The 23,509-nt window shown below is 68.2% G+C and carries 27 protein-coding genes; 8 read left to right on the plus strand and 19 right to left on the minus strand.

Features of this window, described 5'->3' with window-relative positions; all coding sequences use genetic code 11:
- Window positions 1-56 precede the first annotated feature (56 nt).
- The 4 genes from mutT to trmB are packed head-to-tail and all read right to left on the minus strand — an operon-like array spanning window position 57 to window position 3,633.
- The gene (mutT, locus tag AC6UUM_RS02935; protein WP_500803858.1) at window positions 57-467 is read right to left on the minus strand and encodes an 8-oxo-dGTP diphosphatase MutT; all 411 of its coding nucleotides are present in this window, start codon (window positions 465-467) and stop codon (window positions 57-59) included.
- Window positions 467-1,897: a M48 family metalloprotease gene (locus AC6UUM_RS02940; RefSeq protein ID WP_500803859.1), complete on the minus strand. Its 1,431-nt coding sequence runs from the start codon at window positions 1,895-1,897 to the stop codon at window positions 467-469. The genes mutT and AC6UUM_RS02940 overlap by 1 nt, the downstream gene beginning before the upstream one ends.
- A 44-nt stretch (window positions 1,898-1,941) precedes the next feature.
- Window positions 1,942-2,892: an acetyl-CoA carboxylase carboxyltransferase subunit alpha gene (locus AC6UUM_RS02945; protein WP_500803860.1), complete on the minus strand. Its 951-nt coding sequence runs from the start codon at window positions 2,890-2,892 to the stop codon at window positions 1,942-1,944.
- Window positions 2,893-2,952: 60 nt separating this feature from the next.
- On the minus strand, window positions 2,953-3,633 hold the full coding sequence (trmB, locus tag AC6UUM_RS02950) for a tRNA (guanosine(46)-N7)-methyltransferase TrmB (protein ID WP_500804891.1): 681 nt from the start codon (window positions 3,631-3,633) through the stop codon (window positions 2,953-2,955).
- Window positions 3,634-3,836: 203 nt separating this feature from the next.
- Here trmB and AC6UUM_RS02955 point away from each other — a divergent pair, with 203 nt between their 5' ends.
- Window positions 3,837-5,255, plus strand: coding sequence for an NAD(P)H-dependent flavin oxidoreductase (locus AC6UUM_RS02955; RefSeq protein ID WP_500803861.1), 1,419 nt, complete (start codon window positions 3,837-3,839; stop codon window positions 5,253-5,255).
- Window positions 5,256-5,396: 141 nt separating this feature from the next.
- On the opposite strand, the gene AC6UUM_RS02960 is transcribed toward AC6UUM_RS02955, so the two are convergent.
- The 3 genes from AC6UUM_RS02960 to AC6UUM_RS02970 form a co-directional block, all read right to left on the minus strand.
- Window positions 5,397-6,080 carry a DUF1223 domain-containing protein gene (locus AC6UUM_RS02960; protein WP_500803862.1) on the minus strand — a complete coding sequence of 228 codons (684 nt, stop codon included), beginning with the start codon at window positions 6,078-6,080 and terminating at the stop codon, window positions 5,397-5,399.
- 64 nt (window positions 6,081-6,144) lie between these two features.
- Window positions 6,145-7,152 (minus strand): zinc-dependent alcohol dehydrogenase family protein, encoded by a 1,008-nt coding sequence (locus tag AC6UUM_RS02965; RefSeq protein ID WP_500803863.1) that lies wholly within the window; start codon window positions 7,150-7,152, stop codon window positions 6,145-6,147.
- 281 nt (window positions 7,153-7,433) lie between these two features.
- Entirely contained in the window at window positions 7,434-8,429 is a 996-nt protein-coding gene (locus tag AC6UUM_RS02970; RefSeq protein ID WP_500803864.1) for a 2-hydroxyacid dehydrogenase, read from the minus strand.
- A 77-nt stretch (window positions 8,430-8,506) separates the two neighbouring features.
- Here AC6UUM_RS02970 and AC6UUM_RS02975 point away from each other — a divergent pair, with 77 nt between their 5' ends.
- Window positions 8,507-9,004, plus strand: a complete 498-nt coding sequence (locus AC6UUM_RS02975; protein ID WP_500803865.1) for an SH3 domain-containing protein — start codon at window positions 8,507-8,509, stop codon at window positions 9,002-9,004.
- On the opposite strand, the gene AC6UUM_RS02980 is transcribed toward AC6UUM_RS02975, so the two are convergent.
- The 5 genes from AC6UUM_RS02980 to hemC form a co-directional block, all read right to left on the minus strand.
- Window positions 9,001-9,510, minus strand: coding sequence for a DUF1003 domain-containing protein (locus AC6UUM_RS02980; RefSeq protein ID WP_500803866.1), 510 nt, complete (start codon window positions 9,508-9,510; stop codon window positions 9,001-9,003). The two genes, AC6UUM_RS02975 and AC6UUM_RS02980, sit on opposite strands and share 4 nt — an antisense overlap.
- A 62-nt stretch (window positions 9,511-9,572) precedes the next feature.
- A complete protein-coding gene (locus AC6UUM_RS02985; RefSeq protein ID WP_500803867.1) occupies window positions 9,573-10,967 on the minus strand; it encodes an MFS transporter in 1,395 nt (464 codons plus the stop codon).
- Window positions 10,964-11,983, minus strand: a complete 1,020-nt coding sequence (locus AC6UUM_RS02990) for a hypothetical protein (RefSeq protein WP_500803868.1) — start codon at window positions 11,981-11,983, stop codon at window positions 10,964-10,966. Before AC6UUM_RS02990 ends, AC6UUM_RS02985 begins: the two co-directional genes overlap by 4 nt.
- Before the next feature lie 9 nt (window positions 11,984-11,992).
- Window positions 11,993-12,649 (minus strand): uroporphyrinogen-III synthase, encoded by a 657-nt coding sequence (locus tag AC6UUM_RS02995; protein ID WP_500803869.1) that lies wholly within the window; start codon window positions 12,647-12,649, stop codon window positions 11,993-11,995.
- On the minus strand, window positions 12,649-13,569 hold the full coding sequence (gene hemC / locus AC6UUM_RS03000; protein WP_500803870.1) for a hydroxymethylbilane synthase: 921 nt from the start codon (window positions 13,567-13,569) through the stop codon (window positions 12,649-12,651). The genes AC6UUM_RS02995 and hemC overlap by 1 nt, the downstream gene beginning before the upstream one ends.
- A 56-nt stretch (window positions 13,570-13,625) precedes the next feature.
- Here hemC and tsaD point away from each other — a divergent pair, with 56 nt between their 5' ends.
- Together tsaD and AC6UUM_RS03010 are read left to right on the plus strand one after the other, a co-directional pair.
- A complete protein-coding gene (gene tsaD / locus AC6UUM_RS03005; protein ID WP_500803871.1) occupies window positions 13,626-14,678 on the plus strand; it encodes a tRNA (adenosine(37)-N6)-threonylcarbamoyltransferase complex transferase subunit TsaD in 1,053 nt (350 codons plus the stop codon).
- Complete coding sequence (locus AC6UUM_RS03010) at window positions 14,675-15,643, plus strand: NAD(P)H-dependent glycerol-3-phosphate dehydrogenase (protein ID WP_500803872.1); 969 nt, start codon at window positions 14,675-14,677, stop codon at window positions 15,641-15,643. Before tsaD ends, AC6UUM_RS03010 begins: the two co-directional genes overlap by 4 nt.
- A gap of 3 nt (window positions 15,644-15,646) precedes the next feature.
- On the opposite strand, the gene AC6UUM_RS03015 is transcribed toward AC6UUM_RS03010, so the two are convergent.
- Genes AC6UUM_RS03015 through AC6UUM_RS03025 form a run of 3 tightly spaced genes read right to left on the minus strand, consistent with a single transcriptional unit; the run spans window position 15,647 to window position 16,389 of the window.
- Window positions 15,647-15,937, minus strand: coding sequence for a type II toxin-antitoxin system RelE/ParE family toxin (locus tag AC6UUM_RS03015; protein WP_500803873.1), 291 nt, complete (start codon window positions 15,935-15,937; stop codon window positions 15,647-15,649).
- On the minus strand, window positions 15,937-16,197 hold the full coding sequence (locus tag AC6UUM_RS03020) for a ribbon-helix-helix domain-containing protein (protein ID WP_500803874.1): 261 nt from the start codon (window positions 16,195-16,197) through the stop codon (window positions 15,937-15,939). The genes AC6UUM_RS03015 and AC6UUM_RS03020 overlap by 1 nt, the downstream gene beginning before the upstream one ends.
- A 45-nt stretch (window positions 16,198-16,242) precedes the next feature.
- Complete coding sequence (locus tag AC6UUM_RS03025; RefSeq protein ID WP_500803875.1) at window positions 16,243-16,389, minus strand: DUF1674 domain-containing protein; 147 nt, start codon at window positions 16,387-16,389, stop codon at window positions 16,243-16,245.
- A gap of 64 nt (window positions 16,390-16,453) precedes the next feature.
- On the opposite strand from AC6UUM_RS03025, the gene AC6UUM_RS03030 reads away from it, so the two are divergent.
- Both AC6UUM_RS03030 and AC6UUM_RS03035 read left to right on the plus strand, forming a co-directional pair.
- Window positions 16,454-17,284, plus strand: coding sequence for an SDR family NAD(P)-dependent oxidoreductase (locus AC6UUM_RS03030; RefSeq protein ID WP_500803876.1), 831 nt, complete (start codon window positions 16,454-16,456; stop codon window positions 17,282-17,284).
- 50 nt (window positions 17,285-17,334) lie between these two features.
- Window positions 17,335-18,627: an RsmB/NOP family class I SAM-dependent RNA methyltransferase gene (locus tag AC6UUM_RS03035; RefSeq protein WP_500803877.1), complete on the plus strand. Its 1,293-nt coding sequence runs from the start codon at window positions 17,335-17,337 to the stop codon at window positions 18,625-18,627.
- Between the two features lie 63 nt (window positions 18,628-18,690).
- Here AC6UUM_RS03035 and AC6UUM_RS03040 read toward each other — a convergent pair whose 3' ends face one another.
- The 3 genes from AC6UUM_RS03040 to AC6UUM_RS03050 form a co-directional block, all read right to left on the minus strand.
- A complete protein-coding gene (locus AC6UUM_RS03040; RefSeq protein WP_500803878.1) occupies window positions 18,691-18,963 on the minus strand; it encodes an SWIB/MDM2 domain-containing protein in 273 nt (90 codons plus the stop codon).
- Window positions 18,964-19,134: 171 nt separating this feature from the next.
- Window positions 19,135-21,270: a TonB-dependent receptor domain-containing protein gene (locus AC6UUM_RS03045; protein WP_500803879.1), complete on the minus strand. Its 2,136-nt coding sequence runs from the start codon at window positions 21,268-21,270 to the stop codon at window positions 19,135-19,137.
- Between the two features lie 15 nt (window positions 21,271-21,285).
- The gene (locus AC6UUM_RS03050) at window positions 21,286-21,765 is read right to left on the minus strand and encodes an outer membrane protein assembly factor BamE (RefSeq protein ID WP_500803880.1); all 480 of its coding nucleotides are present in this window, start codon (window positions 21,763-21,765) and stop codon (window positions 21,286-21,288) included.
- Window positions 21,766-21,865: 100 nt separating this feature from the next.
- Here AC6UUM_RS03050 and AC6UUM_RS03055 point away from each other — a divergent pair, with 100 nt between their 5' ends.
- Complete coding sequence (locus AC6UUM_RS03055) at window positions 21,866-22,411, plus strand: ubiquinol-cytochrome C chaperone family protein (RefSeq protein ID WP_500803881.1); 546 nt, start codon at window positions 21,866-21,868, stop codon at window positions 22,409-22,411.
- An 8-nt stretch (window positions 22,412-22,419) separates the two neighbouring features.
- Entirely contained in the window at window positions 22,420-22,920 is a 501-nt protein-coding gene (locus AC6UUM_RS03060) for a YceD family protein (protein ID WP_500803882.1), read from the plus strand.
- Window positions 22,921-22,929: 9 nt separating this feature from the next.
- Here the strand turns inward: AC6UUM_RS03060 and ssb are convergent, their stop codons facing one another.
- On the minus strand, window positions 22,930-23,460 hold the full coding sequence (ssb, locus tag AC6UUM_RS03065; protein ID WP_500803883.1) for a single-stranded DNA-binding protein: 531 nt from the start codon (window positions 23,458-23,460) through the stop codon (window positions 22,930-22,932).
- Window positions 23,461-23,509 lie beyond the last annotated feature (49 nt).

Consider the following 23,509-nt stretch of genomic DNA (forward strand, 5'->3'; position numbering starts at 1 on the left):
GCATGGCCGCCGCCGCATAGCCGCCCTGTCACACAGGTGCAACCTTGTGCATGCCGTCAACTTGCCAGCGTTTGCACCAGTGCCGCGACCAACGGCACATCGGCGGGCGGCATCGGCAAGTTCGCCATCGCTGCGGGCCGTTCCCAGCGCAGCGCCTGGCCGTCGCGCCCCACCGGCTCGCCCGCCCAGGCCCGGCACCAATAGAGCAGCATCACCAGATGGAAATCCGCATAATTATGGCTGACGAAGGTGAACGGTTCCAGCGGCCCGGCGATGATGCCAAGCTCTTCCTCAAGTTCGCGCGCCAGCGCCGCTTCGGGAGTCTCGCCGGGCTCCAGCTTGCCGCCGGGAAATTCCCACAGCCCGGCCATGGACTTGCCCTCCGGGCGCTGCGCCAGCAACACGCAGCCAGCATTAGGGCCATCGCCGGCGACCAGGGCGGCCGCCACCACATGCACCAGCCGCATCAACGCCACACAACCAGCTTGACCCGATCGCCAGCCTGCAGCTTCGCGTTGCTGGCCAACTGGTTAAGCGTCAGGAACCGCGCCAACCGATCATCGTCATAGGCCATGCGGGCGGCGAGGCCCTGCACCGTATCGCCCGCCGCCACCCGCACCACCTGGATGCGGCGGGTGCGAATCGCGGCGATTTCCTGGGCGCTCAGCTTGCGGACGCCGGCGGCGACCGGCGCGATGGCCGCTGCCTGGCCCTGCGGCGCAATGGCGATCAGCGTGAAGGCCAGTTGCGGCGTCCAGCGATAGACGGTGAGCGTCGCATCCACCGGGCCCTGGTTGGTGTTGGCGCGGATGCTGCTGGTCACGGCGTCCAGCCCGTTGATCCTTGTGGTCTGCATTGCCGGCGCGCGCACGCCCAGTTGCTGCCAGCGCGCCGCGGCGACCGCATTGAGATCGCCGGTGCGGGCATCGGCGGCGCGCAGTTCGAAATTGGCGCCATTCGGCCCCCGCCCGGTCAGGGCCTCCGCACCATTGTTCAGCACAAAGCCCGCCGGCGCAGCCAGTGCCAATTGCAGCCCGCCATGGCGGAAACTGCCGCCCTGCACGACGCCTTCGGCCGGATCATCATCATAGGCCAGGCCATCGATGGCATTCAGAAACGCATCGCGGTTGCTGGCCCGCGCCCCCGCCTTGGGCAGCAGCGCCTGGGCCTCGCCGCGAATGCGCGCCACCCGTTCATCATTGGCCGGGTGGGTGGAAAGCCATTTCGACGGTTCGGCGCCGCCCTGGCCCTTCAGTCGTGCCTCCAACGCGGTTTGTGCGCCCAGCGCCGCCAGGCTGTCCACACTGCCGAGCGGATCATAGCCAGCCCTGGTGAGATAGCGCACGCCCAGGCTGTCGGCCTCGCGTTCCTGATCGCGGCTGTAGCCCAGCGTGGTCAGCCCGGCGACGAGGTTTGCGCCGCGCCCGATCAGATCCGATCCGGTGATGGCCCCGGCCAATCCGGCCAAAATCCCCGACAGCGCCGATCGCGTCTGCCGTTTCTGGCCATGGCGGGCGGACACATGCGCCACTTCATGCCCCATGACGAAGGCCAGTTCGGCTTCGTCATTCATCAGCGCCAGCAACTGGCGGGTGATATAGACATAGCCGCCGGGGATGGCGAAGGCGTTGTTCACATTGCTGTTGAGCAAGGTGACGTTGTAATCCTGCGCCCGCGCGCCGCCGCCCGATTGCACGGCGATCTTCTGCCCGACACCGCGTACATAAGCCGCCACCGGGCCGCTCATCGCGCCGCCGAACTGCTGCAAGATCTGCGGATGGGCCTGGGCGCCTTCGCGGCGTTCGCTTTCGGTCAGGCCGGGCGGGGCCTGCGCCAGCGCCGGGGCGGCAGCGCCCAGCAGCAGGGCAGCACAGAGCAGGTGGCGGATGCGGTTCATGGGGCCGTGTTACCCCAAAGCCGGGTCACCGCGCCAGCAACCGATCAGAGCTGGCGGCCCATGCCCAAATACTTGGCCCGGCGCTGCGCCACCAGTTCGGCCGGGCGCTGCGCCAGCAAGGGCTGCAATTCGGCGGCGATCGCCATGGTCAGCGAGGCAATGGCCGCGGCCGGATCGCGGTGCGCCCCGCCCAGCGGTTCGGCGACGATGCTGTCCACCACGCCCAGGCCCTTGCACTCGGCGGCGCTCACCCGCATCGCTTCGGCGGTATCGGCAGCGCGGTTGGCTTCTTTTTCGGCATTGCGGAACAGGATCGAGGCGCAGGCTTCGGGTGAAATCACCGCATAGACCGCATGTTCCATCATGATCACCCGGTCGGCCGCAGCGATGCCGATGGCGCCGCCCGACATGCCTTCGCCAGTAATCGCTGCGATGATCGGCACGGGTGCCGCCAGAAACGCGGATGTGGCGCGGGCAATGGCTTCGGCCTGGCCGCGCGCTTCGCCATCGACGCCCGGATAAGCGCCGGCGCTGTCCACGATGGTCACCACCGGCACATTGAAGCGCCCGGCGAGTTCGACCAGACGCGCCGCCTTGCGATAGCCTTCGGGCCGGCCCATGCCGAAATTGTGCCGCACGCGCGCAGCGGTATCGCGGCCCTTTTCGTGGCCGATCACCATCACCGGCACATTCTGGCCGCGCAGCCGCCCGATGCCGCCGATGATCGCCGAATCCTCACCAAAGGCGCGATCGCCGGCCAGCGGCAGGAAATCTTCGACCAGCGCCTTCACCATGTCGGAAAAATGCGGGCGCAGCGGATGGCGGGCCACCAGCGTTTTCTGCCAGGGCGTCAGGCGGGCATAGGTTTCGGCCAGCAACCGCCGCGCCGCGCCATCGGCATGGCGCGCGCCGGCTTCATCGCCGCCGGCGCGATAATCGGCGGCGCGCTGTGCGATCTGGGCGATCGGCTTTTCGAAGTCGAGATAGGTGCTCACCGGTCAAAGGCCTAGGCGAAATGCCGCGCTGCGGTCAATGCCTGCCGTGCCGCAGGCCTGTCAGGCGCGCTGCCAGCGGAAATACCACACTTCGTGGCCCAGCCGGCGTGCCTTGGCTTCATAGCGGGTTTGCGGCCAATCATCGGGCCGCACCTGGAAATCCGCCGGCCCGTCGATCAGCCAGTGAAAATCGCGGCGCTTGGCCATCTGCATCAGCGCCCATTGGCAATAGATCGGATGATCCGTGCCAAAACGATACTCGCCGCCGGGCTTGAGCACGCGGGCGATAAGGTCGATCGGGCCGGGGTTCATGAAGCGGCGCTTGGCGTGGCGGGCCTTGGGCCACGGATCGGGATGCAGCAGAAACACACGATCCACGCTGGCCGGCGCCAGCCGTTCCAGCACATCCAAGGCATCGCCGTGATGGATGCGCACATTGGCCAGGCCGTCATCGCGCACCGCCATCAAGGCGCCGACCACGCCATCGACGAAGGGTTCGGCACCGATCAGGCCGACGTGCGGGTGGGCGGCGGCTTGCGCTGCCATATGTTCGCCCTTGCCGAAACCGATTTCCAGCCACAGCGGGCGATCATCACCAAACAGGCCGGTCGCGGTCAGCGGGCCAGTGCCGGGCACGGCGATGTGCGGCAACAGATCGGCAAACAACGCCGCCTGGCCGGCCCGCAGCGCATGGCCCTGCCGCCGGCCATAAAGGCGGCGCAGCGTGGTGGGATCGGACACCGGATTTGCGGTATCGGGGGCGGCATCTTGTGGGGGCGAATTGGCCATGCCGCGCCATGCCCGATTGCCGGCGCGGCGAAAAGGCCGCCGAACGATGAGCGCGCCAAAACGCCGTTGGCGCGCGCGCTGCTTGCGCTTTGCCACAAATCTGCCGAAAGACTGGTTTCGCCGGAACAAAACCGGTGGTTACAGATTGGGTCAGAATGTTGTCGGGCGTGAAATCGCTGGTGATGGGTGGCCGCGAAGTGTGGCCGCTGGTGGAAGGCGGCAAGGGCGTTTCCGCCACCAACCACGCCTCGTCGGGCGCCTGGGCGCTGGCCGGCGGCGTCGGCACGGTCAGTGCGGTCAACGCCGACAGCTATGATGACGATGGCAACATCGTGCCGCAAATCTATCGCGCCGCCACGCGCCGCGACCGCCACGAGGAACTGGTGCACTATGGCATCGCGGGCGGCATCGCGCAGGTGCAGCGCGCCTATGAAATCGCTTCATCCGAACTGCAACGCGGCATCGGTGCCATCAACATCAACGTGTTGTGGGAAATGGGCGGGGCACAGCGCATCCTGCATGGCGTGCTGGAAGGCACGAAGGGCCTGGTCAACGGGGTCACCTGCGGGGCGGGCATGCCCTACAAGCTTTCCGAAATCGCCGCCCAATATGGCGTGCATTACTACCCCATTATCTCATCCGCCCGCGCCTTCCGGGCGCTGTGGAAACGCGCCTATTCCAAGGCGGCCGAATGGCTTGGCGCGGTGGTCTATGAAGATCCGTGGCTGGCGGGCGGCCACAACGGGCTTTCAAACGCCGAAGACCCGCGCGCACCCCAGGATCCGTATCCGCGCGTCGCCGAACTGCGCGCCACTATGCGCGAGCTTGGCGTCTCCGAATCGGTGCCGATCGTCATGGCCGGCGGCGTCTGGCGGCTCGATGAGTGGGCCAACTGGTTCGACAATCCCGAACTGGGCCAGGTGGTGTTCCAGTTCGGCACGCGGCCTTTGCTCACCCAGGAAAGCCCGATCCCGCAGGCGTGGAAGGAACGCCTGCTGCACCTGAACGAAGGCGATATCCTGCTGCACAAATTCTCGCCGACCGGGTTCTATTCGTCGGCCATCCGCAACCCCTACCTGCGTGCGCTGGAAGCGCGCAGTGAACGGCAAATCGCCTTTTCCACCACGGCGACCGGCGATCACCAGTTTGCGCTGGATGTCGGCGTGGGCAGCAAACGCTTTTTCGTCACCGGCGGCGATCTGCTGCACGCGCGCGAATGGCACGGCGCGGGCTTTACCGAAGCGCTGAAAACGCCGGACAACACGCTGGTGTTCGTAACCCCGGCCGAACGCGCCACCATCCGCAAGGATCAGGCGGACTGCATGGGCTGCCTGTCGCACTGCGGCTTTTCGGCCTGGAAAGATACCGACACCAACAGCACCGGGCGGCTGGCTGATCCGCGCAGCTTCTGCATCCAGAAGACCCTGCAGGATATCGCCCACGGCGGCGACCCGGAACAGAATCTCGCGTTTGCCGGGCACAGCGCCTACCGCTTTTCCAGCGATCCTTGGTATTCGAACGGCTTCATCCCGACAGTGAAGCAACTGGTGGAACGGCTGCGCACGGGCGAGTGAATCTGTTCCTCCCCTGCAAGGGGATGTGGCGCCCGCAGGGTGACGGAGGGGTGACGCCCGTGCCCGCAGACGGCGCCCATGCTTCGCAGCGCGCCACCCCTCCGCCTCGCTTCGCTCTGCACCTCCCCTGGAAGGGGAGGATCAAGGGAGCCGCAGCGCCGTCAGGATCGCCCCGCCGCCGGGGCGCTGCACCAGCACGGCTTCGGCCAAGCCCGGCACCGCCGCCGGGCGCGCCCAATGCGCGGCACTGCCCGACCACGCGCCAAGCTTGACCAGATCGTGCACGACATTGCGGTGCGGCAGGGTGCGGCCGGCATTTTCGCCGGCGCGGACCGGCACCTGGACGATCTTTGGATCATAGCGCACCAGCCACACGTCCGCCTTGCCGGCGCCGGCACCCAGTTCGATGCGGCCGGCCTTTTCGGTCAGGGTCGGCATGGCTTCGGTGCGCACGCCGGCCGTTACCGCGCCGCGCAGTTCGGCGGCGCGGATGCCGGTCACGTCCACGCGGCCGTTGATCACGGTTTGCGGGGTCCAGACATTGTCGTGGCGCAGGCCATCGCGGTAGGCATATTGGCGCTGGGTGAATTCCGGCTTGGCATAGACATCCTTCCAGCCGAGCCGGTCCCAGTAGGTGACGTTGAAGCTGAGCACCAACAGATCGGGCCGATCGGCCAGCGCCATCACATTTTCATTGGCGGGCGGGCAGGATGAGCAGCCCTGGCTCTGGAACAATTCGATCACATTGGGGTGCGCGGCATCTGCCGCCAGCGCGGGCGTGGCGAAGATGGACAGGGCGGCGAACAGGACGGTGAGGCGGCGCATCGGAGGGCTTTCTTCAACAGGGGCCTCTCCTGTTCGCCCGAAACGCCGCAATCGATACAGGCGATCAGATATCGACGCAGATCTTGCCGAAATGCCGGGCCGATTCCTGGTGGCGGAAGGCGGCGCCGAGTTCGGCGAGCGGGAACTGCGAATCGATCACCGGGCGGATGCCGTTCTGGTTGATGGCGCGGATCATGTCCTGCTGTTGCCGGCGGGTGCCGACGGTGATGCCGATCAGGCGGATCTGCTTGGCCATCAATTGCACGGTGGGCACCGGCCCGGCAAAGCCGGCCAGCACGCCGATCAGGCTGATGTGGCCGCCGATGCGGCTGGCGATGATCGATTCGGGCAGGGTGCCGGCGCCGCCGATCTCGACGACATGATCGACACCGCTTCCGTGGGTGATGCGCATCGCTTCGGCGCCCCAGCCGGGGGTCGTCTTGTAATTGATGACATGGTCCGCGCCCATGGCTTGCAGCCGGGCCAGTTTCTCGTCGCTGCTGCTGGTGGCGATCACCGTCGCGCCCATGGCTTTCGCGAATTGCAGCGCAAAGATGGAGACGCCGCCGGTGCCCTGCACCAGCACGACATCGCCGGCCTTGATCTGGCCTTCGGTCACCAGCGCCCGCCACGCGGTGAGGCCGGCGCAGGTGAGGGTGGCGGCTTCGGCGTGGCTGTATCCGAACGGCGCGTGGGTGAAATTCGTCGCCGGGCCGACCACTTCCTCGGCGGCATAGCCATCGGCGCCGTCACCCGGCACCGCCGCGAAGCCGCCCATCGACGGCAGGCCATCGAGCCAGTTGGGGAAGAAGGTGGAGACCACCATGTCACCGGGGCGGAATTCGGTGACGCCTTCGCCCACGGCCAGCACATCGCCGGCGCCGTCGCTCATCGGAATGCGGCCATCGGGGGTGGGGATGCCGCCGACGACGACGATATAGTCGTGGTAATTCAGGCTGCTGGCGCGGATGCGCACCTTGATCTGGCCGGGGCCGGGATCGCCGGGGCTGGCCATGTCCTCATGGCGCAGATTGTCGATGCCGGCGGGGTGGCGAAGGCGGATGGCTTTCATGGGGGCGGCTCCTTGGTTGGGAGCAGCGTAGACTGGCAAGCGCCAAACGCTCCCCTCCCGCTTGCGGGAGGGGCTGGGGGTGGGAACGGCCAAATGAGCGCTTGTCGCGCACGGCCGGCGGCAAAGCCGCCGAGTCCGTTTGAGCGTTTTCAAGGAAAAGCAAGAAAGAGCGTGGCGGAGCCACGCCGTCGAAGCTGTTCGACTGGCCTGAGGGCCAGCCGCCAGCCCGGCCGGCATGCGGCGAGTCCGCCGCTATCGCTGCGCGATAGACGTCGGCCGCCTTATGCCCACCCCTCAAGCACAATATCCGGCGGGCGATGCCCATCCACCCACACCCGGATATTCGTGATCACCTTCTCACCCATGGCCTGGCGGCCTTCGAACGTCGCGCTGCCCATGTGCGGCAGCACCACGACGCCGGGCAGTTCCAGCAGGCGCGGATCGACGGCCGGTTCATGTTCGAACACATCCAGCCCGGCGCCGGCGATCTGGCCGCGCTCCAGCGCTTCGCACAGGGCATTTTCATCGATGATCTCGCCGCGCGCCGCGTTGATCAGGTAGGCGCTTTTCTGCATCAGCGCGAAGCGGCGCGCGTCGATCAGGTGGTGGGTGTCGGGCGTGTGCGGGCAGTTGATGGTGATGATGTCCACACGGGCCAGCATCGCATCCAGATCGGCCCACCAGGTCGCTTCCATCTCGGCCTCGGCACTGGCCGGCAGGCGGGTGCGGTTGTGATAATGCACGGTCAGGCCAAAGGCCCGCGCCCGGCGTGCCACCGCGCTGCCGATGCGGCCCATGCCGACGATACCCAGCCGTTTGCCGGTGATGCGGTGGCCCAGCATGCCGGTGGGCGACCAGCCCCCCCATTCGCCGACGCGCACCAGTTTCTCGCCTTCGCCCAACCGGCGCGGGACGGAGAGGATCAGCGCCATCACCATGTCGGCGGTGTCGTCGGTCAGCACGCCGGGCGTGTTGGTCACGATCACCTTGGCGCCGCGCGCGGCGTGCAGATCGAGATGATCGACGCCCACGCCGAAATTGGCGCACAGCTTCAGCTTGCCGCCTTCGCGGCCGGCTTCGAACACCGCGGCATCCAGATGATCGGTCACTGTGGGCACCAGCACATCGCAGCGCCGCGCGGCATCGGCCAGTTGATCCTGGCTGAACGGCGTGTCGGTCAGGTTCAGCTCCACATCGAACAATTCGGCCATGCGGGTTTCCACGGCCTGCGGCAGACGGCGGGTGACGATGACCTTGGGGCGCGGCGTGTTCGGCATGAAGGGAACCCGAATTCAGGAGCGTTGGCGATATGCCAAGGCTTGCGCGCGGGCGGCCTAACGGTCAAGAGAAAGCCATGCTGCGCCTGTTGCCTGTGGCCGCCTTGCTGGCCTTTTTTGCCGTGCCCGCCGTGGCCACGGATTTTGCCGACGGCACCACCGATCTGCCGAAGCCGCGCTTTGTTTCGATCAAGCGCGGCAAGGCCATGATGCGCAGCGGCCCCGGCGACCGTTTCCCGATCAAATGGGAATATCGCCGCCCCGGCCTGCCCATGGAAATCCTGAAGGAATATGAAATCTGGCGCCAGGTGCGCGACCCCGATGGTGAAATCGGCTGGATGCAAAAGGCGCTGCTGACCGGGCAGCGCACCGGCATCATCAAGGATCAGGTGCGCCTGATGTATGTCGCCCCCGATGTGAACAGCCGTATCGCCTGGCGCATCGCGCCGGGCGCGGTGGTGACGATCACCCTGTGCGAAGACATGTGGTGCCGGGTGAGCAAGGATGGCAAATCCGGCTATATCCTGCGCGGCGAGATGTGGGGCACCTATGCCCGCGAGAAGATCGAGGGTTAAGCCTGGGCCTTGCCCGGCGGCAGATGGCCGGCGGCGTGCAGCAACTGCGTCAGCTCCTGCACGGCCCTGGTCAGCATCACCACTTCCTGTTCGCGCAGCGCGTCGATCTTTTCGTGGAGCAGTTCGATCTCCAGCTCCGCCTTCACGTTGATCTCATAATCACTGGCGGCGTCGCGGCGGTCGATATCCTGCTGCCGGTTCTGGCTCATCATGATGATCGGCGCGGCATAGGCGGCCTGGAACGACAGGACGAGATTGAGCAGGATGAACGGATAGGGATCCCAATGGCCCAGCCAGGCCGCGACATTCAGGGTCACCCAGATCGCCAGCACCACCGACTGGATGACGATGAACCGCCACGATCCCATGACGATCGCCACCTGGTCCGCCACCCGCTGGCCCAGCGTGAGCGGGGCGGCGGTTGCCTGCGGCTGCTTGCGGTCTTCGGCGCGGCGCTCCCGCAGTTGGCGCAGCCGGTCGGTGTCGATGGGGGCAGGCTTTGGCATGGGCGATCATCCGGTGGCGGCGCGGCCATCGTGGTCCACATGCGCGGCGCTGGCAATCGCAGTCAGACCTCGCTGCGCAGCCGCCCGCCGCCACGCACGAAGCCCACCAGCAGCAACCCCACCGCCAGCAGGCCGATCACGGGGATGAACCCCGCTGCCTGGCTGCCTCCGGCGCGTGTCGCATATTCCACCAGCAGCGGCCCCAGCCACATGGTCGCCGAACCCGACAGCGCATACAGGCCGAAAAACGCTCCCAGCCGTTCCGGCGGCACCAGCCGGGTCATCAAGGTGCGCGACGAGGCATAGGCGGCGGTCACCGTGATGGCGAGGCCGCAGCCCAGGCCCAGGAACACCAGTTCCGGCAGCGTGGCAAAGATCGGCGCATCCCACAGGCGGATCGGTTCCACCGTCTGATACAGGATGCGCGCGCGGCCGCTGCCCAGCAACGCTGCCTCCATGATGATCAGCACCGTCAGTTCGGCCATCAAGGCCGGGCGTGGACCCAGCCACGTATCCAGCCGGCCGGCCAGCAGCCCGCCGGCCACCGCCGCCGTGCTGAGCGTGACGGCATAGCCCAGCATTTCCAGCGTGCCCCATTGCATCACGCCCGCCGCAAACACGCCGCCAAACAACAGGATCGCCGTCAACCCATCGGTGAACAGCATCCGCGCCAGCAGATAGAGCAGGGGATTGGCATTGCCGCGCACCTCGCGGAACAGGCGCAGCAGATCGCCGGCGCCGCCCACCAGCGCCGCACCGATTGTGGCCTGGGTGCGCGGCCGATCCGGCGACCACAGCAACAGCGGCACGATCCCCACCGCCATCAGCACCGCCGCAATCGGTCCGGTCAAGCGCGAGGGTTCGCCCAGCGCCGGATCAAGCCCGAACAAGGGTTGCGCCGGCAGGAACGCCCAATCGACCGTGCCGGGCAAGGCAAAGCCGAACAGCAGCGCCACCAGCATCACCACGCCGGTGGCATTGCCCATCGCCAAACCGAGCCCGCTGGCCCGCGCTGCGCCGGAGATCCCGGCCGCCGGCACCAGCAGCGCATTGTGCAGGGTTTCATGCGCCGCCAGCAGCCAGGTCATGCTGGTGCCGACGAACATCACCCAGGCCACACCCAGGCCATCGAGGCCGCTGTCTTTCGGCACCACGAACCACAGGCTGGCGGCCAGGCAGGTCATCACGGCTGCCACCAGCGCCAGGAATGGCTTGCGTGGCCCCAGCCGATCGACCGCCGCGCCCAGCACCGGCATCGTCGCCATCACCGCCCAGCCGCCCCATTTGCCGATCTGCGCGATCAACGCCTGCCCGGCCACCGGATCGCCGACCACATTGGCCACAAACCACGGCGCAAAAATATAGATGGACACCAGGATGATATAGGGATCGCGCCCGGCCTGGGCGATCACCCAGCCGGCAGAAGCCCGGGGCGGCGGTGGGGCGGCTTGGCTCAAGGATTGGCGCCGGGTGCTGGCGGGGCGGCCGGTTCAACCAGCGGGGCCGGTACAGTTTCGGCCGCCGCACCTTCCAGTTCGGCCAACGCGGCTTCGGCGGCGCGCAGCCGATCGGTGTCGGCCAACCAGGTGCGCACCAGCGGTTCGGCGCGGGCGGCGGGGCTGGCCCGCAGCCGCGCGGCCGCGCCAGCCAGATCACCGCGCGCCATCGCGGCGCGGGCCTGCGCCACCGGGCTGCCGGTGCTCGCACCGGAAAATGCCGCCTGCGTCCGTTCCATCAGGGCCTGCCACCAATTGGGCCGCGCATCGCTGCGCGCCTGATCGGCCAGCCCGGCCAGATCGCGGGCCAGCCGCGCCTGTGTGACCGGCTGCGCCGACACCGCGGCCAGCGCGGCCACCGCATCGGCATGACGCGGTTCGAACAACCGGCGCGTGGCGGGCAGCAACGCATCGAGCGGCCGGCCGGCCGCCACCGCCCGGCGCAACAACAGCACGGTCAACATGGCTTCGGCGCGATCGGCGCTGGCCTTGACGGCGGTGATCAGATTGGCGTCGCGCGCCTCCTCCACCGCCAGCCGGGCGGCCAGTTGGCTGACCTGCGCGGTCAGCGCGTCGATGCGCTGCGCGTCCCGCTCGATCTGATCGGTGCTGCTATCGACGCGGGCTTCGGTGGCGGCCAGGCGTTCGGCGGCGACCACAGGCGCGCCAGTGGCCGCGGTTTGCGTCCGGGCTTCCAGCGTCTTCAGCCGCGCGGCAAGGGCCGCCGTGGCGGGATCGGCGATTGCTGCCGGCGCCGGTACGAACGGCAGCCGGCCGCGCACCGCCTCTTCGAACCAGGGATTGGCGATGATGCCGGCGGCAAAGGCGAACAGCGCGGCGGCCAGCGCCCAGGGCAATGCGCTGCGCTGTGACGGGCGGGCGCTGGTGACGGGCTGCGACATCAACCGGGCGCGCAGCCGCTCGGTCGCGGCCAGGCTGGCCTCGTTGATGTCACCCCGGTCGAACGGCTCGTTCATGCCACCACCCTAGCCGGCTTTGGGCAGCGTCGCCAGCAGGGCGGAATCGTCAGGGTGGGCGGCAATATGGGTGGCACGCCAGCCCGGGCCGGCGGCGGCCAGGGTTGCGGCGCTGATGGCATGCACGGCGATGTCCGTGCGCTGGCCGCCCAGTCGATCCCATTGCGCGGCAAAATGCCGGGCGGTGCGCGGCGAATGCAGCAGCACGGCCGTCGCACCCGGCAGCAGCGGCAGCGGTTGCAGTACGGCGCGGTAGACGATTATCTCGTCAAGGGTGAGGCCGGGCGGCAGCTGCGTTTCGGTGCGGTCTTCGCCGGCCAGGTGCAGCAGATGGCGGTGCGGGCCGGCGATAGTAGCATCGATCAGCGCCTGCACCGTGCCCGGCCCGGCCTGCACATCCACCCAGCCGGCAGCACGCGCGGCATCGGCGGTCGCAGTGCCGACACACAGGGCGGGCAGATGCTGCAACGGTTGCGCCTGCCGGCCGGCCAGCCGCACCGCTGCGGCGCTGGTCAGGACGACGGCATCGGGCAGAGTGGCGGGCAGCGTCCAGGCCGCCGCTTGCGTGGCCAGCAGCGGGTGGATCAGTGGCACATGGCCAAGCGCCGCCACGCGCGCCGCTGTCGCCGCCGCGCCAGGCTGGGGGCGGACGACAAGCACGCGCATCAGGCGCCGGGCGGGTGGAACAGTCCGCGCAAGGCCGGGCCGGCGCGGCCCAGCAATTCGGCGGCCAGCGCCGCAGCGTGCGCGTGGGCTTCGTCCGGTCGGGCGCTGAAGCCACCGTCCTGCACCTCGCTGCCGTCTTCGGCCAGGACCTGCGCGCGGAAGCGGATGCTGTCACCGCTGAACTGCGCCAGCGCCGCCACCGGGGAATGGCAGGTGCCGCCGAGCGCCGCCAGAAAGGCGCGTTCCAGCGCCACGCAGGTGAAGGTCTCCGGGTGGTTGATCGGCGCCAGGATCGCCAGGGTTTCGGCATCACCTTCGCGCGCCGTGATGCCCACCGCGCCCTGGGCGCTGGCCGGCAGCATCGCATCGAGTTCGATCAGGCTGCCGACCGGCTGGCCGAGTCGATCCAGCCCGGCGGCGGCCAGCAAGGTCGCATCGATGGCGCCGGATTCCACCTTGGCCAGCCGCGTGGCGACATTGCCGCGCAGGATTTCGGTGGTGATATCCGGGCGCTGCGCTTTCAGCTGCGCGGCGCGACGCGGGGAGGAGGTGCCAACCCGCGCGCCCGGCGGCAGCGCCGCGATGCTGTCTGCGCCGATCAGCCGTTCACGCACATCGGCGCGTGGCAGCATGGCGGCGAGCGCAATGCCGTCGCGCAACTGGGTTTCGACATCCTTCATCGAATGCACGCCGATATCGATGCGGCCATCGATCAACGCGGCGTCCAGTTCCTTGGTCCACAGCGCCTTGCCGCCGATTTCGGCCAGCGCGCGATCCTGCACCTTGTCCCCGGTGGTCTGGATGACGACGATCTCCACGTCGCCGTCGGCCCAGCCATGCGCGGTTTTCAGCGCTGCGGCAGTCATGTGCGCCTGTGCCAGCGCGAGCGGCGAACCGCGGGTTCCGATCTTGAAGCTCATGCGATGCTGATGGCGCGGGCATTGCCGATTGGCAAGACCGGCCCTACGTCAGAGCCATGTCTGCACTGCTTGTTCTCGGGATTGAATCCAGTTGCGATGAAACCGCCGTTGCCCTGGTGCGCGGTGATCGGACGATATTGGCACAGCGCATCGCCAGCCAGGATGAAGCGCACCGGCCGTTCGGTGGCGTGGTGCCGGAACTCGCCGCGCGCGCCCATGCCGATCGGCTGGCGCCGATGATCGAAGCGGTGCTGGCCGAAGCCGGCATTGCGTTGAACGACGTGGACGCCATCGCCGGCACCGCCGGGCCGGGGCTGATCGGCGGGGTGATGATCGGGTTGGTCACCGCCAAGGCGCTGGCCTGGGCCGCCGACAAGCCGTTGATCGCGGTCAATCATCTGGAAGGCCATGCGCTCAGCCCTCGCCTCGCCGATGCGTCACTGGGCTTTCCCTATCTGTTGCTGCTGGTGTCGGGCGGGCATTGCCAGTTGCTGGGGGTGGAAGGCGTCGGCCGCTATCGCCGGCTGGCCACCACCATCGACGATGCGGTGGGGGAGGCCTTCGACAAATCGGCCAAGGTCTTGGGCCTGGGCTTCCCCGGCGGGCCGGCGCTGGAGCGGGCAGCGCGCGACGGCAACCCGGCGCGCTTTGCCCTGCCGCGGCCATTGGTGGGCAGCGATGATCCGCATTTTTCCTTCGCCGGCCTGAAATCGGCGGTGCTGCGCGCCCGCGCCGGCATTGCCGAACCATCCGCGCAGGATATCGCCGATCTGGCCGCGAGTTTTCAGCAGGCGGCCACGGATTGCCTGGTCGATCGCACGGCGCGGGCGATCTTGGCGTTCCCGCAGGCGACAGCGCTGGTGGTGGCCGGTGGCGTGGCGGCCAACCAGACTATTCGCGGCGCGCTGTCCACATTGGCCGACGCGCACGGCCTGCCGTTTGTGGCGCCGCCGCTGTGGCTGTGCACCGACAATGCGGCGATGATCGCCTGGGCCGGGCAGGAACGGCTGGCACGGGGTGACATTGATGATCTCCACGCCCCAGCCCGTCCGCGCTGGCCGCTCGATCCCACGGCCGAAGCGGCGCGCGGTGCCGGGGTGAAGGCGTGACGACGTTTGGCGTCATCGGGGCCGGCGCCTGGGGGACGGCCTTGGCCAGCACCTTGGCCGGCAATGGCCCGGTGACATTGTGGGCCCGCGAAGCCGACGTGGTCGAGGCGATCAACGCGGCTCGCGAAAACAGCCTGTTCCTGCCCGGCATCGCGCTGCCGGCCGGCATCACCGCCACCGGCACGCTCGCCGATCTGGGGACGTGTGACGTGGTGCTGATCGTCGTGCCGGCGCAGCATCTGCGGGCTGTATTGGCCAGCGCCGCCATCCCGCCCGCCACGCCGCTGGTGCTGTGCGCGAAGGGGCTGGAAGCCGGCAGCCACAAATTGATGGTGGAGGTGGCGCGGGATCTGGTGCCGAACCCGCTCGCCGTGCTGTCGGGCCCCAGCTTTGCGGCCGAAGTGGCGATGGGCAAGCCCTGCGCCATCACGCTCGCCTGCGCCGATGCTGCCATCGGCGCGGCAGTGGTGGCAGCGATGGCGCGGCCGCAGTTCCGGCTTTACCAGTCCGACGATGTGGTTGGCGCGGAGATCGGCGGCGCGGTGAAGAATGTGCTCGCCATCGCCTGCGGGGTGGTGGAGGGCGCTGGCCTTGGTCTCAATGCCCGCGCCGCCATGATCGCGCGCGGCTTTGCCGAAATGACGCGCTTCGGCGTGGCGCGCGGCGCGCGTGCTGAAACCCTGGCCGGCCTGTCGGGGCTGGGCGATCTGGTGCTCACCTGTTCATCAGAAAACAGCCGCAATTTCCGGCTCGGCGTCGGCCTGGGCCAGGGCCGCCCACTCGCCGATCTGCTCGCCGGGCCGGCCGTGGCCGAAGGCGCAGCGACCGCCCCGGTACTGGTGGAGGCCGCCCGTGCCGCCGGCGTCGAGATGCCGATCTCCGCCGCCGTCGCGGCGCTCCTCACTGGCGCCCCGGTGCGCGACACGATCAGCGCCTTGCTGGCACGGCCGTTGAAGGCGGAGTGAGTTTTACAGCGGCCCGGCCAGCAGGCGGCCGGCGTGAAAGACGCCGAGGATCAAGACGATTTCGGTTTCCACCCGATAGGCGATGGTCGCCCGCCCTTCAAAGCTGATGGTGCGAACGCCCGGCCCCAGATCATCGCGCGGCGTGCCGCGCAGCGGGAAATCCGCCAAGCTGGCACAGGACGATTCGATGCGATCAAGATAGGCCAAAGCCACATCCGCACCGGCGTTGGCGGCGACCCAGGTGCCGATACGCTCCAGATCGGCCAGCGCCTGCCGACTGAGATCGACTTGCATCAGGCCGTGCGGGCAAGCCGCGCACGCAGCTGGGCGAAGCCATCGGCCAGCGGCACATGATCGCCCGCCCCGGCATTCACTTCGGATATGCGGGCGCGGATCAGATCATCCAGCGCAGCTTCCTCGCGATCCAGCGCCCGCAGGCCAGCGCGCACCACTTCGCTCATCGAGGCGTAGCGACCGGATTCAACCCGCGCCATGGCCGGTTCGGCCAGTTCACCCAGCGTGACGGTGACAGGTTTGGAAGCGCGAAGAGCCATGGCGATAGACTATGACAATGTCACATGGCCGACAAGTTCGACGGCCTAGAAATCGACCGCGATGCCGCCCTTTTCCCAGTCGCCGTAACGCACCGGATCTGGGCCGCCGCGCCCCCCCACTTCCTTGTCAGTTGGTGGAGGGGGCGGGGCGGCTGGCTTCTGGTCGGGCTGATCGGTGGGTTGCTTGTCCATGGCGAGAGGTTGCCATTTCGGCTGCGCTGCTGGCAATGGGGTGAAGCGAAGCAGGGGGGCGAAAATGTTCGACAACAAGGTGATCGCCATCACCGGCGCCGGCAGCGGCATCGGGCGGGCATTGGCGCTCAATCTGGCAGAGCGTGGCGCGGTGCTGGCGCTGTCGGACAAGGACGCCGATGGCCTGGCGGAGACGAAACGCCTGCTCGGCAACCGCCCGGCCAGCATCACCACACTGGATGTGACCGACACCGCCGCGCTGAATGGCTGGATTGCGGCGGCGGTCAGCGATTTCGGCAAGCTTGATGGCATCATCAACAACGCCGGGATGACCGTGGTCGCCCCGTTCGCCGATTGCCCGGCCGAGGATTTTGATAAGGTGATGGCGGTGAATTTCACCGGCGTCGTCGCCGGCTGCCGTGCCGCGCTGCCGCATGTGCGTGCGCAGGCGGCCAAGGACGGCGTCGGCTGGATCGTCAACATCTCGTCGGTGTTCGGCATGATGGGCTACCCCACGCAAAGCGCCTATAACGCCAGCAAATTCGCCGTGCGCGGCCTGACCGAAGCCATGGCGCTCGAACTCGCCATCACCGATCCGAACGTGGCGGTGATCCGCGTCCATCCCGGCGGCATCAAGACGAATGTCGCCAAGTCAGCCAAGCGCATCGCGCTGTTTGCCGGCCAGGACCCCAATGCGGATTTTGCGGCGGACTTCGAAAAGGCCGCGCGCACGACGCCGGAACAGGCAGCGCAAGCCATCGTCGATGGCATGGCGCGCCGCCGCGCCCGCGTGCTGATTGGCCCGGATGCGCGGATCATCGATTGGCTGGTGCGCCTGTTCCCGGTTTCGCACGCGCGGATCCTCGGCAATATGTTCGGCGGTCGCCGGCGCTGACCGGTGCGCCGGGCTGGGCAATGGCCCGCACTTCGGGCAAGGGGCGGGCGATGAACAGTCGCAATCCCCCACCCGTCGTCCCCGTCAACGGCCGTATCGATTCCGGCGTGCCGGCCCGCCGTGCCGCGCTGCGGATGTGCCAGGCCGTGCTGGATCGCGGCCAAAGCTTTGATGCCGCCGCCAACATGGCCGACGATCTGCCCTTGCCGCAGGATCGCGCGCTGGCGCGCACGCTGGCGCTCACCGTGCTGCGCTGGCTGCCCGATCTCGATGCCCTGATCGACAGCGCCACGCCGCGGCCCCTGCCGCCCGATGCCCGTGCCCGCCATGCGCTGCGGGTCGCGCTGGCCGGCTGGCTGAAGCTGAACACCCCGCCGCACGCGGTGGTCGCCACCGCGCTGCCGTTGGTGGAAGGCGGCCCGCGCCGGCTGGTGCATGGTGTGCTGGGCAGCCTGATCCGCCGCCCGGCCACGCTGCCCGATCGGCCACAACTGCCGGCGCCGTTTGATATACGCTGGGCGCATGATTGGGGGGCGGATATGGCCGATGCGGCGGCGGCCGCCATGGCAGACGAGCCGGCCACCGATCTCACCCTGAAAGACGCCGGCCAGACCGCGCATTGGGCCGAAGCGCTGGGCGGCATCAGCCTTGCGTCAGGCCATGTCCGCACGCCTCTGAAGGGCAGCGTCACTGGCTGGCCGGGCTTTGCCGAGGGCGCCTGGTGGGTGCAGGATTTCGCCGCCAGCCTGCCGGCGCGGCTGTTGCCGGCGCAGGCCGGGGATCGCGTGCTCGATTTGTGCGCCGCGCCCGGCGGCAAGACGCTGCAACTGGCGGCGCGTGGCTGTGCGGTCACCGCACTCGACATGGCGGAGCAGCGGCTGGAGCGGGTGCGCGAGAATCTGACGCGCACCGGCCTGGATGCCACGCTGGTCGTCGCCGATGCCCTGCGCTGGCAGCCGGAGGCGCTGTTCGATCATATATTGATCGACGCGCCCTGTTCGGCCACCGGCATTTTCCGGCGCCACCCCGATGTGCTGCACCTGAAGGGGGATGCAGACATGGCGCCGATCACCCTGTTGCAGGCCGCGATGCTGCGCCGGGCGGTGCAATGGCTGAAGCCCGGCGGCCGGCTGGTCTATGCGACGTGCAGCCTTGATCCCCGCGAAGGCGAACGCATTGCAGAGCGGGTGGTCGCCGGTGCCCCGCGTGACCTGATCACGGCGGACGAGCTGCCGGCGGGGTTGATTCCCACCGCAGATGGCTGGGTGCGCACCCTGCCCGGACAGGTCACGGGCGGGCTTGATGGCTTCTTCATCGCGCGTTTCCGGCGCTTGCAAGATTAATAAATGGAAAGGGCGCCGCCGTTGCCCGGCGGCGCCCTTTCACAAACGTCCCGAAGTCGGGGCTTACTTCAAATATTGCGCGATGTATTTGTTCATCTCGAACATCGTGCACTCGTCCTTGCCAAAGATTGCCTTCAGCTTGGCGTCGGCCACAATGACGCGCTTGTCGGTCGGTTTTTGCAGGTCGTGTTTGCGGATATAATCCCACATCTTTGCGACAACCTGGCCACGCGGCAAGGGTTCGCTGCCGACAACTGCGGCCAACGGGCCTTGCGGCGTCAATGGCTTCATCAGCGCGTCGATCTTCTTGCCCGCGGGCTTGGCTTCTTTCGCCATGTTTATCCCCTTCACCGTTGCTGGCCGATGCTGCGGCCATAATATCAGTTGACCCTGATTCTGCTTCCTAAGCGGTCTTCACCCTGTTGGTGCAAGCCCAAAAATCGCGCCGGACGCAGGGGGTGCTGCCAATACGCAACTTGCGTGACATAGTTGCAACCAATTCGAACTTTAAAATCGCCGAAGGAACCGAACCTGCCACCAGCGCGGCGGATTGAGCGTCGCCAGCCCAGCCACCGCACCATCAACCAGCGTGCGATCCAGGCAGTTGCGGCATTCCAGGCTGACCAGCCAGCCGCCGTCGGGAATCTCCAGCTGGAGCGCGCCGGCCACCTGCCAGCCGGCCGGTGCGATGCCGCCGGGTGCGCCCGGCACGCTGCCGGCGGCCACCGCCATGGCGCTGCGATAATCCAGGGTCAGCCGCGGCACCAGATTGGCCCCGGTGCCCACCAGCACCTGCGTCCAGGCGGCCGACAGGCTGGCGGTCACATCTGGTGCGAACAGCGGCCGTGACGGCGCCCCGCCCGACACGGCGCCCGGCGCCGTGCCGCGCCAACGCGCGCGCTGTACGGTCAGCATGCCTGACAGGTCGAGCCGATCCAGCGGCCGCGCCTGCGCGATCACGTCGATGCCGGCGTTGGTCAGGTCTTGCCGCAGTCCAGCGGCGACGGCCATGGCCAGCGGATCGATGCCGAGCAGCGGTGACGCCAGCGCCCTGGTGCGCGCCGCAAAGCCACTGGCGGTCAATATCAGCCGGTCAGCCTTGGTGATCTTGATGCCGGCTTCGTGGTGCCAGCCGGTTTCGGCCGGCAGGGCGGTCAGCTCGGCTGTGCTGCGCGCCAGCAAATTCCAGCCGGGCAGCCGTGCCGTTCGGGCCGAGCGCGCAAAGAACAGCGCGTCCCCCTGTTGCCAGCCCAGCGCCAATTCCGGCGTCCAGAAGCGTTGCTGCTGCCGATCGGCACCGGCCAAGCGCAGGCAGGGCGCGCAGCCGGGGCGGCGATCCTGCACGGTCAGGTCCAGCCGCTGATCGGTAAACCGCACGCCGGCATCCAGCGTCAGCCGACCGACCAAGGGGATGTGCGCGGCGGCCGCGCCGTAACGCACATCGCGGCGCTGGCCGATGGCGCGATCGGCCAGCACCACGCCGGCATCGGTATCGGCCTGATCGCGCGCCAGATCCTCGCTGCGCAGCCCGCCAGCCAACGAAAGCGTGAGCCCACCCAGTTCAAACCCGGCCGACAGATCGACCTGCCGGCCGCTGGCAGTGCCGCGCGCGATCAGGCCATAGCCGCCGCTGGCGAGCCCGGCAGCTTGCGTGATGGTGCCCGCGCGGCGGCCATCGCGCAGATCGAGGCCGAGGTGGTCGGCTTGCCGGGTCAGGCCGGCGGTCAACCGCACGGAAGCATGCGGCGGCGTCCATGCGACTTCGGCGGCCACCAGCGTCAGATCGGCGCGTTGGTCCAGCGGCTGGCCGGCGAGATCGGCGCTGATCGGCCCCCAGCCGGGGTTGCCGGGTGAGAGGCTGTTGACGCTGCGCCGGCCCGTGCTGGCAAAACGCCCACCACAGCGCGTCGATGCGTTCGGGTCACAGGCGAAGGAGGGCAGATTGCCGGCTTCGCTGCGCTGATACAGGCCATCAAGGCGCACCGCCAGATCGGGAGCGGGATCGAGATCGAGCGCGGCCCAGAGGCCGCCGCGCTTGCCGCGGTTCAGCTGTTCGCCGGTGGACGTGTTCTGCAACCAGCCCAGATCATGGTGGAGGACGCCGCCGATGCCCAGTCGTGCGCCGGGTGCCAGCGGCACATCGATGCGGCCCAGTGCCCGCCGGCTGCCAAAGGCGCCCGCGGCCACTTCGCCAGCCCCCGCCAGCCGGTCCGCCGGCCGCCGCAGCGTCAGCGCCGCCACCCCCGCCGCACCCGCCGGGCCGGCATCAAGGCCGGATGGCGGCGCCACCAGAAGCCCTTCAAGATCGGGAAGCGCCAGGTTGATCGGCACGGTGCCGGGCAGCAAGATGCCGCTGACTGACACGCCCGGCCGGGCGCGGCCATGTTGCACCGCCAGCAACACGGTGCCGTTGCCGGGGGCCGCGCTTGCGATCAGGCCGGGGGCGCGGCGCAGCGCATCGCCAAGCGTTTCCAGGCCCTGGTTGTCGCGGGTCTGTCCGTCGGCCGCCCACAGGCTGGACAGCGTGTCGGGCAGGGCCGAGGTCTTATGGGTTGATTCAGGTGCAACCGTTTGCGCCATCGCCGCGCTGGCGCCCGCAAACAGGGCGATCGGGCCGATCAGGCCCAACATCCATCCGGACATCACCGGCCGGCGCGATCAGCGCGGACCGTCACGGCCGGTTGGCTGGCCACCCAGCGGGCCGCCGGCGGCACCAACAGCGCCGATGTTGCCGAACAATTCTTCGAAGAAGCCTTCGTTGCGGCCCAGCGTGGGCGTGGTGTCGTTCACCGGGTTGATGTTGGCGATTTTCTCCATGCCACGCCGTTCCACCTTGGACACATTGCCGTCGGCATCGAAATTGATGATCAAAATCTGCTGTTCCAGCGTCTTGGGCGCGATGAAGGCATATTGGCCGGTCAGGCGGCTGACATAATACCAGCTGCCCGAATCGAACTGCGCGGCGAAGGTCGGCCGGCCCAGCGTGCGGGATACGGATTCGCGATTGTCCACCCCCGGCAGGATCGAGGTGAACAAGGTTTCATCGATCAGATAGCCTTGCGATGCCTTGATGCGCGAACAGCCGCTGGTGGCCAGCGCCGCGGCGATCAACAGGACAGAGGGGATCAGCGTCTTCATTCATGGCTCCACACCGATGGCCGGCCGTGCCCCCACTGCGACAAACCCGTGCCCCACGCCCAATATGCCAGCCGGGGCGATTATGCTAGGCGATTTGGCCATGTCGCTTTTTGCCAGCCTGAAACGTCTTGTCACCGGTTCCGAAGAGCCGGTGGACAAACTTTATGATGCGGTCGTGCGCGCGGCGCGGCGGCCCGGCTGGTATGTCGAGGGCGCCGTGCCCGATACGCTCGACGGGCGCTTCGATGCGCTGGTGCTGGTGCTGTCCCTGCTGATGCTGCGGCTGGAACAGGAAACCGGCGACAATCCCCGCCATCCGGCGGCGCGGCTGTCGGCCGATCTCGCCGATCGCTTCATCACCGATATGGAAGGCAATCTGCGCCAGGATGGCATCGGCGACCAGGCCGTGCCCAAGCATATGGGCCGCATGATGGCGGCACTGGGCGGGCGGCTGGGCGCTTACCGCAGCGCCGGCCCGGATGCCGGCGCCATGGCCGACGCGTTGCAGCGTAATCTGTATCGCGGCGCCGATGTGCCTGCGCCGGCGCTGGCCTGGACCCAGGCCGAAGCCCGCCGCATCGCGGCGCGCCTGGCCCAAAGCGACTTTGGCCGGCTCAGCGCCGGCACTCTTGACCTGGACGACTGAGCGACACGATGACCGATACGCCCGAATTCAGCCACGCCCTGAAGCTGACCGACATTGGCGCGGCGACCAAGCGCCTGATGCTGGAAGCCGACGCGCCGCAGCGGGCGGCGCTGGCGGCGCGCTTTGGCCTTATCGAGCTTGAGGTGCTGAATGCCGCGCTGGAAGTGAAGCGCGATGCTGCCGGCATCGGCGTGACGGGCCAGGTGCATGGCCAAGGCAGCCAGCCCTGCGTCGCCAGCGGCGAACCCGTGCCGTTCCTGATCACCGAACGCATCAATCTGCGGCTGGTGTTCGAGGTGCCGGGCGGCGGCGAGATCGAGCTGGCCTCCGCCGATCTGGATGTCGAACCGCTGATCGGCGATATTGTCGATGTGGGCGAAATCGCGGCGCAAGCCTTCGCGCTCGGCCTTGATCCCTATCCGCGCAGCGCCGTGCAGGTGCCCGGCCTGATCAGCGAAGCCGAAGCGGTGGCGGCGCGCAGCCCGTTTGCGGTGCTGAAAAAGGGCTGAGGCCGGCGATCAGAACGGCACGTCGTCGTCCAGATCATCGTCGAACGCGCCCGGCCGCTTGCCGCCGCCAGCGGAGCCGCCGCCGAAGCCGCCGCCCGATGGGGCGCCGCCGCCATAGCCACCACCGCCGCCGTAATCATCGCTGCCGCGGCCGCCGCCGCCGCCCATGCCGCCACCACCACCGCCGCCGTCACGACCGCCGATCAGCGACAGCTCGCCCTTGAACGGGCCGATGACGATTTCGGTGGTGTAACGATCAGCGCCGTTCTGGTCCTGCCATTTGCGGGTGCTGATGCTGCCTTCGATATAGACCTCGCTGCCCTTGCGTAGATATTGCTGGGCGACCTTGCCGATATTTTCGTTGCGAATGACGATATTGTGCCATTCGGTTTTTTCCTTGCGCTCGCCGCTGGCCTTGTCGCGCCAGGTTTCGGATGTGGCCATGGTGAATTGCGTCACCGATCCGCCGTTGGCGAAGCTTTTGGTTTCCGGGTCCTTGCCCAGCCGTCCCACCAGAATCACCTTGTTCACGCCGGCCATTATTGTCTCCCTGTGTTGGCCAAAGCCTAGCGCCGCCGCAGCCATGGCG

Source organism: Sandarakinorhabdus sp. (assembly GCF_987265915.1).

What these genes read in the sequence shown, in the direction of transcription:
- mutT (WP_500803858.1), bottom strand. Translation starts at nt 467, where the DNA reads ATGCGGCTGGTGCATGTGGTGGCGGCCGCCCTGGTCGCCGGCGATGGC.
- AC6UUM_RS02940 (WP_500803859.1), bottom strand. Translation starts at nt 1,897, where the DNA reads ATGAACCGCATCCGCCACCTGCTCTGTGCTGCCCTGCTGCTGGGCGCT.
- AC6UUM_RS02955 (WP_500803861.1), top strand. Translation starts at nt 3,837, where the DNA reads ATGTTGTCGGGCGTGAAATCGCTGGTGATGGGTGGCCGCGAAGTGTGG.
- AC6UUM_RS02960 (WP_500803862.1), bottom strand. Translation starts at nt 6,080, where the DNA reads ATGCGCCGCCTCACCGTCCTGTTCGCCGCCCTGTCCATCTTCGCCACG.
- AC6UUM_RS02965 (WP_500803863.1), bottom strand. Translation starts at nt 7,152, where the DNA reads ATGAAAGCCATCCGCCTTCGCCACCCCGCCGGCATCGACAATCTGCGC.
- AC6UUM_RS02970 (WP_500803864.1), bottom strand. Translation starts at nt 8,429, where the DNA reads ATGCCGAACACGCCGCGCCCCAAGGTCATCGTCACCCGCCGTCTGCCG.
- AC6UUM_RS02975 (WP_500803865.1), top strand. Translation starts at nt 8,507, where the DNA reads ATGCTGCGCCTGTTGCCTGTGGCCGCCTTGCTGGCCTTTTTTGCCGTG.
- AC6UUM_RS02980 (WP_500803866.1), bottom strand. Translation starts at nt 9,510, where the DNA reads ATGCCAAAGCCTGCCCCCATCGACACCGACCGGCTGCGCCAACTGCGG.
- AC6UUM_RS02990 (WP_500803868.1), bottom strand. Translation starts at nt 11,983, where the DNA reads ATGAACGAGCCGTTCGACCGGGGTGACATCAACGAGGCCAGCCTGGCC.
- AC6UUM_RS02995 (WP_500803869.1), bottom strand. Translation starts at nt 12,649, where the DNA reads ATGCGCGTGCTTGTCGTCCGCCCCCAGCCTGGCGCGGCGGCGACAGCG.
- hemC (WP_500803870.1), bottom strand. Translation starts at nt 13,569, where the DNA reads ATGAGCTTCAAGATCGGAACCCGCGGTTCGCCGCTCGCGCTGGCACAG.
- tsaD (WP_500803871.1), top strand. Translation starts at nt 13,626, where the DNA reads ATGTCTGCACTGCTTGTTCTCGGGATTGAATCCAGTTGCGATGAAACC.
- AC6UUM_RS03015 (WP_500803873.1), bottom strand. Translation starts at nt 15,937, where the DNA reads ATGCAAGTCGATCTCAGTCGGCAGGCGCTGGCCGATCTGGAGCGTATC.
- AC6UUM_RS03020 (WP_500803874.1), bottom strand. Translation starts at nt 16,197, where the DNA reads ATGGCTCTTCGCGCTTCCAAACCTGTCACCGTCACGCTGGGTGAACTG.
- AC6UUM_RS03025 (WP_500803875.1), bottom strand. Translation starts at nt 16,389, where the DNA reads ATGGACAAGCAACCCACCGATCAGCCCGACCAGAAGCCAGCCGCCCCG.
- AC6UUM_RS03030 (WP_500803876.1), top strand. Translation starts at nt 16,454, where the DNA reads ATGTTCGACAACAAGGTGATCGCCATCACCGGCGCCGGCAGCGGCATC.
- AC6UUM_RS03035 (WP_500803877.1), top strand. Translation starts at nt 17,335, where the DNA reads ATGAACAGTCGCAATCCCCCACCCGTCGTCCCCGTCAACGGCCGTATC.
- AC6UUM_RS03040 (WP_500803878.1), bottom strand. Translation starts at nt 18,963, where the DNA reads ATGGCGAAAGAAGCCAAGCCCGCGGGCAAGAAGATCGACGCGCTGATG.
- AC6UUM_RS03045 (WP_500803879.1), bottom strand. Translation starts at nt 21,270, where the DNA reads ATGTCCGGATGGATGTTGGGCCTGATCGGCCCGATCGCCCTGTTTGCG.
- AC6UUM_RS03050 (WP_500803880.1), bottom strand. Translation starts at nt 21,765, where the DNA reads ATGAAGACGCTGATCCCCTCTGTCCTGTTGATCGCCGCGGCGCTGGCC.
- AC6UUM_RS03055 (WP_500803881.1), top strand. Translation starts at nt 21,866, where the DNA reads ATGTCGCTTTTTGCCAGCCTGAAACGTCTTGTCACCGGTTCCGAAGAG.
- AC6UUM_RS03060 (WP_500803882.1), top strand. Translation starts at nt 22,420, where the DNA reads ATGACCGATACGCCCGAATTCAGCCACGCCCTGAAGCTGACCGACATT.
- ssb (WP_500803883.1), bottom strand. Translation starts at nt 23,460, where the DNA reads ATGGCCGGCGTGAACAAGGTGATTCTGGTGGGACGGCTGGGCAAGGAC.